We start from the raw sequence: 17,006 nt of genomic DNA, 5'->3' as shown, positions 1-17,006 counted from the left end.
CACCAAAATAGCAAATATTCGGTAATACAATACCGAATATTTGCTATCACAAATTACTCAAATTTATCGCTATTTTGTTGCAAATAGCTTAATAGCCAGTTGGCTGCTGTCGCCCTGCGAGTCTGTCGAGGCCCAAATTCACCGATTTTGTAACCTTTGAAACCAAGTTTTTCTTTTAGTAATTGTTTGTTTTCTGTGGGAATAGAACGAGTTAACTTGACTGTTGCAGGGCGACTATCGATAAAATCTGGCGGCTTTTGGTACTCATCTCGCCATTCTTGTGCAACTTCGCTATTGTCCCATTTTTCAGATGAAGAGTCATAACGATAGCCTAAATAGTACCACACCAATTGATTGACCGTAATATCATCAATTTTATCGTCGAGAATTGCCCAAATAGTTTCTGTGTTGAGTGGTGGCAGATTAGACATAAGTAATTAGAATTGGGGGAATTGGGAATTGGGAATGGGGAATTGGGATGCAAGTATCTAAGATGTTGATAATACAGCAACTATGTGGTGAAAAGCATTTTGTTATTACCTTAATTAAGAAATTGCTAGGCATAAAAATGATTTTATCGTTATCGATATCTACACCTGCTGGAAGATTTATCCACAACAAGCATTAGACAAACTATGAAAAACCCCACCCACACGGGGATTAAGTTTTCCGCCGCTTTCGATGAAGAAGACAGCCACTACAGGCGTCGTCGCGATCGCGATCGCGATTAATTATACAAGTTAGAGTTAAAAACAGATTGTGCATTCACAAACTAGGTAGACTGGATCTCGTAAACAATTGACCAGTCTATGCAGAATTCCACATCCTTGCCAAAGCTAATCCGCGCCCATGTATTCGTTTCTGGCCGAGTCCAAGGAGTCGGCTATCGTTATGCCACTGTGGATACAGCTAGCCAGTTGGGATTAACAGGTTGGGTGCGAAACCTCCCCGATAGCCGTGTAGAAGCAGTCTTTGAAGGGGCGCGGGAGGTAGTGGAAGAGATGATTCGCTGGTGTCACTCCGGGCCACCTGCGGCCGTGGTGAAAGAGGTTGTGATTGAGTACGAACAACCAGAAGGTTTGCGAGGATTTGAAGTCAGACGAGTTGAGTAGATTAAATTCAGAGACGGTGAGTAACCTTGGTATCCCAACTCGACATTGGTTCAGGTTGATGAATCGGTATTTCAATTACAAATTTGCTGCCCTCTTTTAGTGATGTAGTCTTGCAGTTCGTCCGAATATTCAAGAGAAATAAATTTTTGCTCGTAATAAGCATCGTGGGTGATGGAAGTAGCAATCACTTGGGAAACATGTTCAGCTTCGGCGATCGCTAGATTTTCTGCTATTTTTTGGCTTTAAAATACTTACACTAACCTTTCGCGTCTTCTTTTATATCTTGCAGTTCTGTGTAAAAACCCAGGCAACATCAAAGAATACGCGATCGGCCTACCTTATTTTTATCGCTAAATTAAGAAACTTACCGAATTTAATGTAATAAAATATACTTTTAACATCTAAAGCTGTACGCCGCTTAAAAAACTTTGTGCCTTGATGCCTTTGTGGTAAAAAATCAAAGAACCACAAAGACACAAAGGCGAGGGCAGTTGCGTGGGCGGGTTCCCCGACTTGAGGAGCCAGTGCGTTGCGGAGGTTCCCTCCGTTGTAGCAACTGGCGTCAAACTGCCCGTCACAAAGAGTTTTTATTCGTTGTAGTATACGCAGTTGATGACGGCTACCTATACAAGGTTATGACTCTGCGTTACTTGCGTTGAAAAAATTACGAAATTGTGCCGATTTCTTTCAAATAAACCCGTGTAAATGGTTCATCTTCTCCCAAGCTATAGTCTTCAATTAGCCCTTTGCGACGGATGGAAATGTCGTTTTCTTTCCTAATCACTACAGTAGAACCGTCAAGGACATCCCGCACCAGCGTCATTTCTGTTTCGGTGGGGTTATCCAGAACTACCATATTACTCCCCTGATAAAACATACCTTCTGTTTCTAGGATTTCATCATGGTACTCAGCAATCAGTAAATCCAATTTGGGATTACGTAGCAAAGTTTGAACATTAGTGTTGTATTCAGGGCGTAATACTTTTTTTGACCGATTCACAAAAACGGCATCACGACAAATTGCACCTACTGTCCATTCGGGATGCTGTAAGAGAATATGGTCAATGGTTTCTTGCAATTCTTGAACTGAAATTTTATTAAAGGTAATAATCGGTATCCTAGCATCTGCACTCGACTGAAAAAAGGTTTCTAGGATATGGGAAGGTACATCAACGCTTTCACCAACAGAAGGGTTAAGATGCATCAAAATTCCCGGTGCAGCATTGATTTCTAAAATGGCAAAGTTGCTGGTTTTCCAAGATTCTGATAAATCTTCGGCAATGACATCAATGCCAAGACAAGTTAGTTGGAAATGCTGGGCAACGTCTTGTGCCAAAATAATATTGTCATCGTGAACTGTGTGGGTGGCATTGATGCTGATACCACCAGCTGAAAGATTGGCAACTTTACGTAGATAAACAGTACGCCCTTTCTCAATAACGCTGTCCAATGACAAACGCTGTTCATCTAGGTACAGTTCCATCGCTTCATCAACCTGAATTTTACTCATGGGGGAGGTTGGTGAGTCTAAACGTTCAGGTTTGCGGTTTTCTTTACGAATTAATTCCGCAATTGTTAAGTAGCCATCACCAACAACTGATGCAGGACGGCGTTCTGTGGCGGCGACGAATCTGCCATTAACACACAACAAGCGAAAATCTTTTCCTTTTATACTTTTCTCAACAATTATCCGCGTAGGCTGGTCTTCGGGAATCGCTGCAAATGCCCTTTGATAAGCAGATTCTAGTTCTCTGGAGTCTTGCACGTCAGCGGTGACACCAATTCCTTTATGACCTACCACGGGTTTAACTGCGACTGGATAGCCAATTTCTCTGGCTACTCCTAAAGCTTCATGTTCGGAAATGACAATCTCACCCTTGGGTACTGGGAAACCCAAAGTGTTGAGAAATGCTTTACAGTCATCCTTGCGGGTTGTGAAATCCGAATCTAAATGACTATCACAATTAAATGTTGTCGCTACACCCCGAATCTGTTTTCTTCCCAGTCCATATTGCATTAATCCTTCTTCCCACAAATAAAAGCAGGGAATACCTTTTTCGTAGGCTGTTCGTAATAGCGCGTATACTGTAGGGCCACCATACACAGATTGCCGGAATCTGTTTTGTAACTTCACCAGTTGTTCATCAAACTCGAAGTCTTGGTCTTGAGTAATGGCTTCAAACCAATCCCAAACAAAATAAACCACCTCTCTGGTTGTGCGTTCATGTAGCGATTGGATGCTAATCCTTGCATGTCTTGTATCTATTTTGACAGCCCAACGATTGAGGTGCAAACCCATATCCAGCTTTCCCACTTCTCTTAAAACTTGAGCAAACAAATGGGCATAGGATTCATAGGTTTGTTCGCTCAGGTGGGCATAGCGATCGCTAATAATTGAAACATAATCCTCAATAGGCAGAGGCTCTTTATACTCAATTACCGCAAAATCAAATACTAGCGCCCCGGTTTCCAAGTACGGGTTAGGCCCAGCGTAATGCTTGAAGTTGAAAATATCGAATACATCGTTTCTTCTAGCATTAATACGGACTAAATTAGCGCTTCTTTCTTGAACCATTGATGATAAACCTTCTGCTAAACACCCCGAAATTAGGACTCTAAGTTATGGTTACTTAGACTTCTAGATTGTAGATTAGCTCACATGATTTTCAAGCGAGGGAATGGTTTGACATAAATATGGTTAACTTTAGCTTAAACCTAATTTTAAGCATTTTCACCTATCTCAAGGCATAATTTATCCTCATTAGTCAGTAGTAAATCAAGTTTCCTCTTTACAGAGAGATTAACTATAAAATATATAACCTTTGAAAGGTGTAATTTAATTTTACAAAATATATAGTTAAATAATGAAGATTTGAGGAAACAGCAAAGAATGAATAGCACACAAGCTTCTCTCAGAGATGAAGTAAGACAGCTTGCTGAAGAAGCTTTTCGCTGCAAGCTGATTTCTGGACATGGTGATGGCCCGGACATCAAAGAATATCAGATTGTATACCAAGGTAAACCTAGGCATATTCCACTTGATCAGGCACGTCTTTTTTTAAAAAACTTGCTCTACAGGAGCGGGAATTTTTAGGAATTGACCATAAAAGTTAGATTTTTTGGAGATGCAACTACACATAGCTAAATTGAGTTACTTTGAAGTAATTCATCTCAAAGTTTTACCTCTCAAGTACTGATAGTACTTGAAAAAACATAATGAAACCGAATTAACACTCTACCCTCAAAAAAATCAAGCCTCTAGAATATTATTTCTAGAGGCTGTTGTCGGTCATCAGTAATCAGCCATTAGTCAGTAAATTAATATATTTTTTAACCTAAATTTATACGGTGTAATCCTCCTAAAGGACGATTTGATAACAGGAATTGTCATGCTTTATTGATATTAATATGAATTAACTCTTATTCAGGAGGCATCATGGCAGAAGGTCAAACCAAAAGACAATTGGTAATTATTGGGGGAGCTGAAGATAAAGACGGAGATTCTCAAATTCTGCGCGAGTTTGTTCGCCGTGCTGGAGGTACAAAAGCGAATATTGTGATTCTGACAGCCGCGACAGAATTACCAAGAGAGGTAGGAGAGAATTATATTAGAGTATTTGAGCGCTTAGGGGCCGAAAAAGTTCGCATAGTTGATACAGAAACCCGTGAAGATGCATCTTCATCCACAGCTTTAGAAGCGATCGCTAAAGCTACAGGCATTTTCTTCACCGGAGGCGATCAAGCCCGCATCACAAGCATCCTCAAAGACACCGAGATTGACACAGCTATTCACCAACGTTTTGCTGAAGGTGCAGTCATCGCAGGTACCAGTGCTGGAGCCGCCGTCATGCCAGATAAAATGATTGTAGAAGGCGATTCCGAAACCAATCCTCGGATGGAAATTGTCGAAATGGGGCCTGGAATGGGCTTTTTACCTGGGGTAGTGATTGATCAGCATTTTTCCCAACGTGGTCGCCTAGGACGCTTAATTTCTGCCTTGATCCTCGAACCTGCGGTATTAGGATTCGGCATTGATGAAAATACTGCTATGGTAGTTACCGATGACCAAATTGAAATCATTGGCGAAGGTTGCGTCACCGTTGTCGATGAATCAGAAGCTCACTATAACAATAGTCACGAAATATTGAAAGATGAGCCGCTAGCCATTTTCGGAGCAAAACTGCACATATTGCCACATGGGTACAAATTTGACCTCAAAACCCGCCAACCTATTCTCACAAATGGTTCTGTAGTTAACGAATCTGTACCAGTTGGTTCCACAATCAACTAATTCGTAATTCGTAATTCGTAATTAGGAAAGACAGATATTATCTGAGTTTCGAGGCATAGAATGGGTATAACTTGTAACAGATACATTTAACTTGAGTAGGCATGGAATATTTTTTAATAGTGATATTTATCTTTTAAATATCTCTTACCTATCAAAATCTAGAATACTATAGCCCCCTTCTTAAGAAAGAAAGGGGGCTTATTTATTATTACTTGAGCGAGAAGTTTTCCCTAAGCTAATCTGAAAAAATAACTCTATTGATACAATATTCTTTTAATATCAAGTTCGCTTAGTTACTTATAGAATTATCAAGTATCCCACCCGCCTTACGGCATCCTCCCCTCTGTTCTTCTTTAGCATGGGTAATCATAACTAACTATCCAACTTGATATAACTTGCACTTAATAAATATACTTTCTTACTTGGCGTTCTTGGCGTCCTTGGCGGTTCGTTTTCATAAAAATTCAGTGCAACATCGAGAATCTGTATCAGTAGAAAATATTAATAACATAAAGGTAGAAAATGGCTGTCTCAATTGAATTTAAATTATTTGCTCCTCGGAATCAACAATCTAGTTTGATAGGGTCTTTTTCCGACTGGCAACCAATCCCAATGCAAAAAAGTGAAGACGGTTATTTTCGGACTGAAGTCAAATTAGAAGACGGTGTTTATCAATATAAATTTCGTATTCAAACCAAAAGCCCAAATTTTGCACCTGATGAATGGATAGATGTCATTGACCCATATGCAACAGATGTCAATGAAAAAGGAAAACACGGTATAGTGCGAATTAAAGATGGTCAGAAAATTATTGATACTTATGTTTGGCAGCATGACGACAAACCTTTACAGAATAATCATGAATTAGTCATATATGAATTGCACGTTGCCGATTTTACAGCCAATGCAGTAGATCCAGACAAAAAAGGTACATATATAGGGGTAATTGAAAAGTTAGATTATCTTTGCGAATTAGGGATTAATGCCATTGAATTAATGCCAGTCAATGAGTATCCAGGGAATTATAGCTGGGGCTATAAAGTACGGCATTTCTTTGCCACAGAATCTAGTTATGGTTCCACAGAGGATTTAAAACGCTTAATTGACGAGTGTCATAGTAGAGGCATTCGGGTGATCATGGATGGAATTTACAACCACACAGATGAAGAATGTCCATTAATGCTGATTGACCGGAATTACTGGTACTACGAACACATGCATTATCCTGAAGACCCAGGTAACTACTGGGGGCCAGAGTTTAACTATAACAATTACGATGAAAAATTAGATGTTAAGCCTGCATGGAAATATGTCGGCGACGTGGTGAAGTTTTGGATTCAAGAATATCACATTGATGGAATTCGCTTTGATGCCGTGCGCCAATTGGCTAACTTTGAATTTCTAGACTGGCTGGCTAAGCAAGCGCAAAAACATGCTGGTAACAAACCCTTTTACACCATTGCCGAACATATTCCTGATACAAACACTGTAGTCAAACCAGAAGGGCCATTAGATGGTTGTTGGCATGAAAGCTTTCGCTATTTTGTGATTCCCCATATTACTGGGGAGCAATTTGAATTAGCAAGATTAAAGGAAATTTTAGACCCCAGAAAACAAGGGTATACCACTGCTATCAATACAATCAATTATTTAGCAACTCATGATCGCCAGCGTGTATTGCGAGAACTAGGCGATCGCGGTATCTTTGACACAGAAGCATTCAGTAGAGCCAAACTAGCAGTCGTTCTTCTGATGACAGCGATGGGTATCCCCATGCTGTGGATGGGTGAAGAGTTTGGCGAATATCAAGCCAAAAGTGAAGACGTAACTCAGCCAAAGCCAATTTCTTGGTCTTTATTGGCAAACCCTGAAAATCGTGATTTATTTGAGTATTATCAAAAACTCATCGCCTTACGGCAGCAAACTCCAGCCTTACAAAGTGGCAATATAGAGTTTATCCACGAAAATGCAGACGCTAAAGTGCTAGCATTCCATCGGTGTTATGAATGGGGTTCGAGTGTCGTCATTGTAGCAAATTTCTCTGACCAAAATCTAGATCAATATCAGATTCCTGACTTTCCAACTGCCGAACATTGGCGAGATTGGTTCACCAACAGTAAAATAGGAGTAGGAAACAATAGTATAATTACTGCTTTACCAGCCCATACAGCTAAAATATTTGTTTCTCAGTAGCCGTCATCAACTACGCATACTAAAACGAATAAAAACTCTTTGTGCCTTTGTGGTAAAAAATCTTAAACCACAAAGACACCAAGACACAAAGTATTTTCAAGCCAGTAACTATCACAGTCCCCAGTCCCCAGTCCCCATTGCCCCTAATCCCCAACGCCACATACTCCACTTGGGGAGACCCCAAGACCGCAGTGGCTCCTCCCTGGCGGTAGTGGGGGCCCCGAGTTCCCCAGTCCCCAGTCCCCAGTTCAATCATATTAATCCCACATACAGCTTGATGGCTGTGATATTATGAGAGACTGCTGCATACATTTAGAATAAGTACAAATTGTATTAATCATGGCTCTCACGCAACAGCGCAAACAAGAAATAATTTCCAGCTACCAGGTTCATGAAACTGACACTGGTTCTGCCGATGTCCAAATAGCTATGCTAACTGAGCGGATTAACCGTCTCAGCTTACACCTGCAAGCCAATAAAAAAGACCATTCTTCCCGGCGGGGATTGTTAAAGCTGATTGGACAGCGTAAACGTCTTCTAGCTTACATCCAGAATGACAGCCGGGAGAAATATCAAGCCTTAATTGCTCGTCTCGGTATTCGTGGATAGGAAAATCGCTTATGTCTGCTGAAGAATCTGAGCGCCAAAGCGAAACTCCTGCTGCCGATACTAGCTTGCCTTTTGAACCTAAAAAAAAGCGCCAAAAACAAAAACCTGTAAAAGCTACTAGTACTCCACCAGCACAGGCAAAAGAAAAAGCAAAAGAGCCTGAAAAACAGGCAATCAAGCAGCCACCCTTCAGTAAAGAAGAGATGGCAATTCCCCAAGTTGTCAGCCAGCGGATGATTCGGCGCGTGGCTGCATTCTGTGGTATACCGACAGCTTTGGGTATTATCACCTTAGTAGTTAGTTATCTGCTTGCCATCTACTCCGACATTAAACTGCCTCCCATCGCTGTGTTACTGGTCAATATGGGATTTTTTGGTTTAGGAGTGTTGGGAATCACTTATGGTGTTCTCTCTGCCTCTTGGGATGAAGAAAGAGCCGGAAGCCTGCTAGGCTTGGGTGAATTCGGTACCAATTGGGGACGAATGGTAGCAGTTTGGCGCGAAACTCGGCAGAAGAACACATGACGCTCAGCGCTCAGGTATTCAGATAACTGCGATGTTTGTTACATTTTAGAATGTTGAAGTTTTGTATAACTTCAACATTACTAACTAAAAATTTATGATACTTCTATAACTATGATCGTAGTCATGAAGAGTGGTTCCCCGGAAGCGGAAATCAACCGCATTAGTGATGAGCTAAAAGGCTGGGGTTTGACACCAGAAAAAATTATCGGTCAACATAAAGTAGTAATTGGTCTAGTAGGAGAAACTGCCGATTTAGACCCGCTACAAATTCAGGAAGTTAGCCCTTGGATTGAGCAAGTATTGCGGGTAGAACTGCCGTATAAACGGGCTAGCCGCCAGTATCGACATGGAGAAGCTTCTGAGGTAGTGGTTGATACCCCTGAAGGCCCCGTTGTGTTTGGGGAACATCATCCTTTGGTAGTGGTTGCTGGCCCCTGCTCCGTAGAAAATGAAGAAATGATTGTGGAAACGGCGCGGCGTGTCAAAGCAGCAGGCGCTAGGTTTTTGCGTGGTGGCGCATACAAACCCAGAACTTCACCTTACGCCTTCCAAGGACACGGCGAGAGTGCTTTGGAATTATTGGCAAAGGCGCGGGAAGTTACCGGAGTCGGCATTATTACAGAAGTGATGGATGCTGCCGACTTAGATAAAATCGTGGAAGTTGCTGATGTAGTTCAAGTAGGGGCAAGGAATATGCAAAACTTCTCCTTGCTGAAAAAAGTGGGCGCACAGCCGAAACCGGTTCTCTTAAAGCGGGGAATGGCAGCAACAATTGAAGATTGGTTGATGGCAGCGGAATATATTTTGGCAGCAGGCAATGCCAACGTGATTTTATGTGAGCGAGGAATTCGCACCTTTGACCGCCAGTATACCAGAAATACCCTGGATTTATCGGTAGTGCCAGTATTGCGAAAATTGACTCACCTGCCAATTATGATTGATCCTAGTCATGGTACAGGTTGGTCTGAATTTGTGCCTTCAATGGCAATGGCAGCGATCGCAGCCGGCTGTGATTCCTTAATGATTGAGGTTCACCCCAACCCCGCCAAAGCTTTATCAGATGGCCCCCAATCTTTAACACCAGACCGTTTCGACCACTTAATGCAAGAATTAGCGGTGATTGGTAAAGCAGTGGGACGTTGGCCACAACCAGCAGTAGCGATCGCTTAGGTTAGGGAATGGGGAATGGGGAATGGGTAATGGGTAATGGGCCAGATGTGATGACTAATATTAAAATCCAATTCCCAATTCCCAATTACCAATTCCCTTTAATTAAAACCGCCTTTGAAACTCCACTACTGCGCGACTGTCATCTTCTAAATTAGTGGAAGCACGCACACGAAATTGATCATTAATGCGGTAATTTATACCCCATTGAAAAGGATCACTTGCTGTCAAAATTTTAATACTAGAAATTGAAATTTTGCTAGAAATATCAATCCCAGCCTCCGCTGCCAATTCCAAAGTTGAAGTACTCTTTCCCGCTTCAGGATTATCCGAAATGATAGTAGGAAATATCCGCAGTTCGCTTAAACCAAAGGCACTACCAATTTGATTAAAAGCTGATTGAAAGTTGTTAAATACAGCTGAACCGGCTATGTTAATTAGACCTAAAGTACTATCGCCACGTCCCTCAGTATCCACAAACCCACCCCCTAACAAAGACACAATTTCTGTTTGACTGCGTGAAGGACTGCTTGTTAGTTCCAGATTTTCGTTGAGTTTGCTGGCGGGGCCTTTCACACTGGCTTCGACTCGGACGCTATCTAAGGCTGCTAAGCCGACAGTATTTGCACGGCTGAAGTCACTACTTTGAACTACGTCTAAGACTTTGGCAAATAACTTCACATCTAAGATGGGGTCACGAGGTTGACTAGATTTAAAGGTTGCCGTATTTTCATAGCCACCAACCAACTTAAACTGGGTAGTAAACAAATTAACTCCACCTTGTTTAAGGCGGATAGTGCCATCAGGTATCGGTTCGGCGAATGACCCATTAACTATGAGATTGCCAGTTGCTTGGAAGCTAAGAATTGGCGGACGAGTAACTTCTACATTTTTGCCTAACTCTATTTCTAGATTATTAAACTTGGTATTGGCATTTCCAGTTTCAGTTTTACTCTGCTTATTCTCTTTTATCAGTGATAAATTGATATTGTTATCAGCAGATTGATTAGAGTTGCTAGATTCTGCCAGCAACACTTTACCATCAAACAAATTCACCTTACCGCCAATTAAAGGATTCAGTGCAGAACCAGTGATCTGCAAATTGCCACTAGCACCACCTTGGTAAAGTCCCTTGAGATTCATGGTTAACTGATCGGCTTTAACAGTGAGAGGATTGTTGATAGTTACTTGTTGTTTATTAGAGATGGGAATGTCTCCAGCAGCTTCTACCTGACCTCGGCTAAACCTACCTTGAAGATTCTCTACTGAGATGCGGTCAAAATTAAAATTAACCTTGCCTGTGACACGTCTGACTTTTCCTGGCAAAGCTTGCGCTGAAAAAGTGGCATCGTTAACAGTGGCAATTCCATTTAACTCTGGCTGTTGTATGGTTCCCCTGACCTTGAGGTCTACTTCTCCTTCACCTTTCTCAAAGGCTACTTGATTAGTCAACAGATTTAACAGTGCTAATCCCTCATTTTTCACCTTCACATCCAAACTAATTTGATTGTTATCTGGTGCCACAGTAGCAAAAGGCAACTGGTAAGGAATACTACCTGTAATATTCACAGGTTCCGGCCCAGCAACCGAGACAGTACTGCCAAAGTCCAGGCGTCCATTGTTATAACTGAAACTAGTTGTTGCGGTTTGTACTGGCTTGGCATTAAGTGTTCCGTCTGTGATTGCCAATTCGCCTCTGGCTTGGGGATTGGCGAGGCTACCAGCCAAAGCTGCTGAACCGTTGAGATTACCTGTGATATCAATCGGCAGTTTGGCAAAATTATTGATTAGCTGGATGGGAAAATTATTTACCAGTAATTGTCCGGTTTGTTCGTTACCACCAATGTTACCGCTGAAGGCAAACAGGCTATTTTGAGATTCAATGCGAAAAGGTCGCAACTTCAAAACACCTTTTTCCAAACTGCCTTCAGCAATGATTTGGTTGGCAGTATAATAACGGGTTGGTTCGTCTTCTCTACCCCAAACAAAATTTTGACCATTCAAATTAAATTGCACTGACAAACCGTTGGCTGTGGCTGTATCTAAAGCAACTTCGCCGTTGAAAGTTCCTTTTAAATCTGCTAAATCCGGCACTGGGTTGGCATCGATGCGCTGCTGTTGCTGTTCTGCTAACTTGGCATCTATCTCATAAAAGCGCTTAATCTGATCTAATAAAGGCTGACCTGGCAAACCTGCGGGGTTGGTGGTTAGGTCTGCTGCGGTGCCATAGTTGGACTCTCCTGCACCACGTCGCAAATCTTGTAAGTCGAATATCTGTGCTACCGTCAGCACATCTTGGATATTACCTTGCTTGACGTTGAGTTTACCTTGCAGTTGTGGCCCTTGGGAGGATTGACCAACACTACCAGCAAACGCATAGATACTGTCACCTTTGACAAATTCGCTACTAGCGAGGGTAGCTTTACCATTAGCGTAGTTGAAGACAGCAGCTAAACGATCGCCTTGAATGCGTCCAATTTTCGGTGATGCGATCGCTAGATTACCACTGGCTGCTAATGTCTGCTGGTTCACTTGCAAATCCCCACTTAACAAGCCAGCCACTTTCCCCTTGCCCAAACGCAGACTTGCTGGTGGTGTCAAATTCAATACTTGTAAGGGAAAGTTGGTGAGGTTGAGAGCCAAATTATCACCTTGAGTGTTACCGATGGCTACTGCTTGCTGCCACTTGACTAAGAAGGATTTCGGGCGATTATTGGCATCGAGGTTAAAGTCAATGCGATCGCTATTTCCCATTAAGTCTAAATTTAAACCTTGTCCTTGTGCTGAGACAATATTTCCACGTAGCAAGGGTTCAAAAGCGAAACCTTGGACAACCAAATCTCGTGCAGCAATTTGACCTTTAACATTAGGCAACGGCAGCTTACCAGTAACTTGTCCGTTAAAATCTATTTTCCCTGCCAAACCAACTTGCTGAGGCAAGTTGATAGGTAACTGTTTGAGATCGTAATTTTGTGCTTGGATGTTGAGATTTAACTGCGTAATTTCCGGTATGCCTGCTGTTCTTGCATTGGCTAAAATATCACCACTAACACTTAAGCCAGGGGCAGTCGCTTGGTCAATGGAGAGCTTTTGGCCATTCCAGGCAACCGAGGCAGTCAGAGGTCGTTCAATTCCCGCCAAACCTTGGGATAACTGCACCTGACCAGCGGCACGCACATCAGCTAATGCAGAACTTCCTAGTGTACCAGCCACTTGCAACTGACCGCCAAACTGACCACGCAACTGCTGATTCAACCGATTTAATTGCACACCCCCAGCATTCACAGCTGCTTGATAACGACCGTTAGCGAGTTGGATGTTAGAGGCTGTAATTGTCCCACCAGCAAGATCCACTCGTCCCTGACCAGTAGCTTGAATCGTTTGTGGTGCAAAAGATTCAACTGAGCCTGCCACATTCAATTCACCATTGACGGCTCCTTGAAACTGTGGTGGTACAGCCGCCAACCGCTGTAAAGGAACTTTGTTAGCTTTGACTTGGGCTTGATAACGACCGTTAGCCAGTTGGATATTAGAGGCTGTAATTGTACCACCTCCTACATTCACCTGTGCCTGACCAGTAGCTTGAATTGTTTGTGGTGTAAAAGATTCAACCGAGCCTGCCACATTCAATTCACCATTGACGGCTCCTTGAAACTGTGGTGGCACAGTTGCTAAACGTTGTAAAGGAACTTTGTTAGCTTTGACTTGGGCTTGATAACGACCGTTAGCCAGTTGGATGTTAGCAGCGGTAATTGTCCCGCCAGCAACATTCACCTGTGCCTGACCAGTAGCTTGAATTGCTTGCGGTTGGAAGGATTCAACCGAACCTGCCACGTTGAACTTACCATTTAACCTGCCTTGAAATTGCTTGGGAGTTGTTGCCAATTCCTGTACAGCCAGATTATTTGCTAACAGTTGCGCTTGATATACACCATTAGCTAAGTTGATATTTGTGGCTGTGACTGTGCCACCAGCAACGTTGAGTTTTCCCGTACCAGTACCACGCAGAGTTTTCAGGCTGAAATTTTCTCTGTCACCTGCGATTTGGAATTTACCCGCCAAAGCCCCAGCCAAAGCCGGGGGAGAATTTTGCAAGATCCGCCCTAATCGTATATTATTGGCGATTAATTGAGCAGAAAAGCCTTGGTCTTGCAGTTGGAGTTGAGAAATTGCAACTGTACCGCCACCAATTTGCACTTTTGCTCCTTGAGGGCGAATGCTGACAATTTCAAATGGTGTTCTATTGCCTGAGAGAACAAGACCACCCTGAAATTCTGCCCCCGCTAAAGAGACATTTTGTAATTGACTTTTATCGACAAAGCGTTCTACCTGTACACCTGAAGATTGGGTAAAGGCTTGCCAACGTTGGTCGTCAAAACTGCCATATGCCCGGACTACACCACCGCCGACATTGAGAAGCACATTACGAAACGAGTAAGTGCGATTCGAGTGGACAATTACTTCACCAGTTCCGGGATAGGTTGCTTCAGGAGCCTGCCATCTTACCAAAGTCTTGACATTAGTGGGAGGCCCAGACAATTGGGCTGTACCAGAGACATTGCCAATTATAAAGCCGGGTGTTGCATCGTAAGCTTGAGCGATCGCATTACCAGGAACATTCTTAGCTGCGAAATTCAAATTTACTTGAGGATTTTTACCAACATCGATTCTACCTGCGCCTGTGATTTCTCCACCAACTTTTGCGAACCCTTGAATATCTCTCAAGGTGACAAAAGCATCAGTCGTGGGAAACTCAAACTCACCACTAATGCTCTTAAAATCAACTTTGTCAACCCTAGCAGTATCAATTGTCCTTACAGTACCAGAGATCACCGGGTTAGTGGGAGGCCCCAAAATCTGCAAGTCTGCTTTTACTTTCCCGCTGGTAGGTACAGGCAATTTAATTTTCAGAGTTTCCTGAGCGTTTGCCAAACTCACCGAATTCACACGCCCCGCCACCTTAAAACCAGCTAGAGTATCAATGGTTCCCCCAGCTACTAAGGGAATTTTGCCGTAGCTAGTTGTAACATAGTCTGACTGTATTTCCGTTCCCTGGAAGCGGAGGTTTCCTTGAGTATTGAGTAATTGTTGTGGTGCTTTGGGTATTTGAATCGTTACCCCTTGTAACTCAGCGCTACCATACAACAAGGGCTTCTGTTGCGGTTCCTGTTGAATTTGTAAGTCGCCATTGACTAAACCCGTCTCTAAAGTTAGAGGTAACTTGACAAGGCGAGTCACATTAGAAGCTTGTAAGTCTTGTCCTCGTAAGTGGAAGGTACCTGCTAATACCTTAGAAAGTGTTTCTCCTTGAACCGAAATACCACCACCATCATCTGGTTTACCTTCCACATCAAATCTGATCCGCTGGCCTTTGTTCAAAAGTTGGGCAGTGCCGCCAATTTGCGAAAACTTCACAGGAGATGAGGGGGATGAGGGAGATGAGGGGGATGAGGAGGATGTTGATTCCTTATCTCCCCCTGCTCCCTCTGCTCCCCCAGCCTTCGGATGCGGTAACAGTGCCAACTTCCCATTGCGGAAATGCAGTTTGTCCAAATCGGTTTTAATCGGCCCGCCTTTACCAGTAGACTTGATGCTAAGGCTAATCCAGCGCCCTTTCTCATCCTGTTCAACGTAAACGTCGGGGTTGACTAAAGTCACATCTAGTTTTAACTGGCGTTTGAAAAGTAATAGCAATGGGTCAAAACCCACCTCCACAGCGTCAGTTGCAACCCTGTCTGGGTCTTGTGGTGTGGCTGGGATAGCTGAAGGGCCAAACTGTACTCCTTTAAGGGAAAATCCTGTGACTTTTCCCAGATTTACTGGACGGTTGAGTGTGGTTGTGAGATTTGTTTGTGCCAATGGCGTTAAATCTTTTTGCACAAATATCCACAACCGCCAAATACCACCTATTACCCCAACCAACAAAAGTCCGCCAAAGGCAATGCCTCCGCGAGTCAACACCAGCAACCACAAACGCCTGCGGACGGGAGAATTTAAGTGATGTTCTTGATTAGAAGATTTAGTCATGTGGTTTCACTTTTTACTTGCTGGATGTAGCAGGCAGACTACTAGCGCTAACGAACACATGGATTCACAATGCCAATTCCAGCATACAAACCAATTTGAAATTTTGGATTACCTGGGTGGCTGTTAAGATAGTGGCCTCGTGTTTCATTTCTCATTGTCTAGTACTTGTATCAATCCACAAAATTGCTCCACACTTCACTTATGTTGTTTCCCTTGCCTTTGTACTCTATTGTTAAATCTGGAGGTTTCATAGATTTTGCATTTTGACAGAAGTAGGGACGCAAAGAAACAGGGACAAGCAGAATTTTTTTGCTGTCATGAGTTTTTTATTGCCATTGCGTGTTTGTCAAATGATTTATCTCACGCACAGAAGGACACTTCCACAGTCATGGTTTAGCGACTGGAAGCGGTCTTGCGTTGCTACCTTTGCCAAAGTTAATTCCTGTGCAGAAGCCTTTGGGCTAAGTAAAATTGCTCTCAATCTTCAGTCAAGTAGAAGTAAATTTGCATATCTTCATCCCCATTATTGATACCTTGAATTAAATCATACTTCTAATTCAGTATTCCCACCTTTCAAAATATTCTAACTTAGAATGATTTCTTAATAGCTAGAGAGCATTTAACAAATTTATGAATTATGTATCTATACGGAATCCAATAGAAATAGCGTAATATAATTTACGTAAATATTATGAGGTTGTTATACAGAACTATAAAAACTCAATCTTTCTCTTTATGCCTCTCTTGCTTTGTGGGTGAGATTTTCATAGTGAGGAGTTTTGTCATATTCAATTTTATCCACAAATTATCTTGTGATAGTGATTACTCACAAAGCCAGCTAAAAATTTTTGCAGTTGAATAATTATTAAATCCTGAAGATTGAGATTGAGCTGCTTTAGATAGATTGACGAGCTAGAATTGCAATTAGCGATGATCGCACAAAACTATCAACTTAGCTCATCGGCTACCTGGTTTCTCAACCAGCTGTAGCTATAGCTGTGGCCTTTTGAAGTTAGTTTACTTTTGATTAACTCTTTTTACTTTCATTTACATAATTAGTGCAGATAGAAAGAATTTGTCAGA

At 42.4% G+C, this 17,006-nt stretch carries 10 protein-coding genes; 7 read left to right on the top strand and 3 right to left on the bottom strand.

Going from position 1 to position 17,006, the window contains the following annotated elements; translation table 11 throughout:
• Window positions 1-53 precede the first annotated feature (53 nt).
• Entirely contained in the window at window positions 54-431 is a 378-nt protein-coding gene (locus I8748_RS29790; RefSeq protein ID WP_198128096.1) for a DUF1823 family protein, read from the bottom strand.
• Between the two features lie 378 nt (window positions 432-809).
• Here I8748_RS29790 and I8748_RS29785 point away from each other — a divergent pair, with 378 nt between their 5' ends.
• A complete protein-coding gene (locus tag I8748_RS29785; RefSeq protein WP_198128095.1) occupies window positions 810-1,112 on the top strand; it encodes an acylphosphatase in 303 nt (100 codons plus the stop codon).
• 664 nt (window positions 1,113-1,776) lie between these two features.
• Here the strand turns inward: I8748_RS29785 and I8748_RS29780 are convergent.
• Complete coding sequence (locus I8748_RS29780; protein ID WP_198128094.1) at window positions 1,777-3,687, bottom strand: ATP-binding protein; 1,911 nt, start codon at window positions 3,685-3,687, stop codon at window positions 1,777-1,779.
• A gap of 315 nt (window positions 3,688-4,002) precedes the next feature.
• On the opposite strand from I8748_RS29780, the gene I8748_RS29775 reads away from it, so the two are divergent.
• The 6 genes from I8748_RS29775 to aroF all read left to right on the top strand — a co-directional run bounded on the left by I8748_RS29775 (window position 4,003) and on the right by aroF (window position 9,899).
• Window positions 4,003-4,206, top strand: coding sequence for a hypothetical protein (locus I8748_RS29775; RefSeq protein ID WP_096554874.1), 204 nt, complete (start codon window positions 4,003-4,005; stop codon window positions 4,204-4,206).
• Window positions 4,207-4,548: 342 nt separating this feature from the next.
• On the top strand, window positions 4,549-5,403 hold the full coding sequence (locus I8748_RS29770; protein WP_198128093.1) for a cyanophycinase: 855 nt from the start codon (window positions 4,549-4,551) through the stop codon (window positions 5,401-5,403).
• A gap of 522 nt (window positions 5,404-5,925) precedes the next feature.
• Complete coding sequence (locus tag I8748_RS29765; RefSeq protein WP_198128092.1) at window positions 5,926-7,596, top strand: alpha-amylase family glycosyl hydrolase; 1,671 nt, start codon at window positions 5,926-5,928, stop codon at window positions 7,594-7,596.
• A gap of 339 nt (window positions 7,597-7,935) precedes the next feature.
• The gene (gene rpsO / locus I8748_RS29760; protein ID WP_096554880.1) at window positions 7,936-8,205 is read left to right on the top strand and encodes a 30S ribosomal protein S15; all 270 of its coding nucleotides are present in this window, start codon (window positions 7,936-7,938) and stop codon (window positions 8,203-8,205) included.
• A gap of 11 nt (window positions 8,206-8,216) precedes the next feature.
• Window positions 8,217-8,729: a PAM68 family protein gene (locus I8748_RS29755; protein ID WP_198128091.1), complete on the top strand. Its 513-nt coding sequence runs from the start codon at window positions 8,217-8,219 to the stop codon at window positions 8,727-8,729.
• Between the two features lie 111 nt (window positions 8,730-8,840).
• On the top strand, window positions 8,841-9,899 hold the full coding sequence (gene aroF / locus I8748_RS29750; RefSeq protein WP_198128090.1) for a 3-deoxy-7-phosphoheptulonate synthase: 1,059 nt from the start codon (window positions 8,841-8,843) through the stop codon (window positions 9,897-9,899).
• Between the two features lie 102 nt (window positions 9,900-10,001).
• Here aroF and I8748_RS29745 read toward each other — a convergent pair whose 3' ends face one another.
• The gene (locus tag I8748_RS29745; RefSeq protein ID WP_198128089.1) at window positions 10,002-15,923 is read right to left on the bottom strand and encodes a translocation/assembly module TamB domain-containing protein; all 5,922 of its coding nucleotides are present in this window, start codon (window positions 15,921-15,923) and stop codon (window positions 10,002-10,004) included.
• Window positions 15,924-17,006: the final 1,083 nt, after the last annotated feature.

The organism is Amazonocrinis nigriterrae CENA67 (assembly GCF_016056305.1).
In the GTDB taxonomy this organism is placed as follows: Bacteria; Cyanobacteriota; Cyanobacteriia; order Cyanobacteriales; family Nostocaceae; genus Amazonocrinis; species Amazonocrinis nigriterrae.
Note: the sequence above shows the minus strand (reverse complement) of the source record. Positions and strands in the feature narration are given on the sequence as shown.

Bases quoted from the DNA above. Each gene is read 5' to 3' on its own strand.
- I8748_RS29790 (WP_198128096.1), bottom strand. From the start codon at position 431: ATGTCTAATCTGCCACCACTCAACACAGAAACTATTTGGGCAATTCTC.
- I8748_RS29785 (WP_198128095.1), top strand. From the start codon at position 810: ATGCAGAATTCCACATCCTTGCCAAAGCTAATCCGCGCCCATGTATTC.
- I8748_RS29780 (WP_198128094.1), bottom strand. From the start codon at position 3,687: ATGGTTCAAGAAAGAAGCGCTAATTTAGTCCGTATTAATGCTAGAAGA.
- I8748_RS29775 (WP_096554874.1), top strand. From the start codon at position 4,003: ATGAATAGCACACAAGCTTCTCTCAGAGATGAAGTAAGACAGCTTGCT.
- I8748_RS29770 (WP_198128093.1), top strand. From the start codon at position 4,549: ATGGCAGAAGGTCAAACCAAAAGACAATTGGTAATTATTGGGGGAGCT.
- I8748_RS29765 (WP_198128092.1), top strand. From the start codon at position 5,926: ATGGCTGTCTCAATTGAATTTAAATTATTTGCTCCTCGGAATCAACAA.
- rpsO (WP_096554880.1), top strand. From the start codon at position 7,936: ATGGCTCTCACGCAACAGCGCAAACAAGAAATAATTTCCAGCTACCAG.
- I8748_RS29755 (WP_198128091.1), top strand. From the start codon at position 8,217: ATGTCTGCTGAAGAATCTGAGCGCCAAAGCGAAACTCCTGCTGCCGAT.
- aroF (WP_198128090.1), top strand. From the start codon at position 8,841: ATGATCGTAGTCATGAAGAGTGGTTCCCCGGAAGCGGAAATCAACCGC.
- I8748_RS29745 (WP_198128089.1), bottom strand. From the start codon at position 15,923: ATGACTAAATCTTCTAATCAAGAACATCACTTAAATTCTCCCGTCCGC.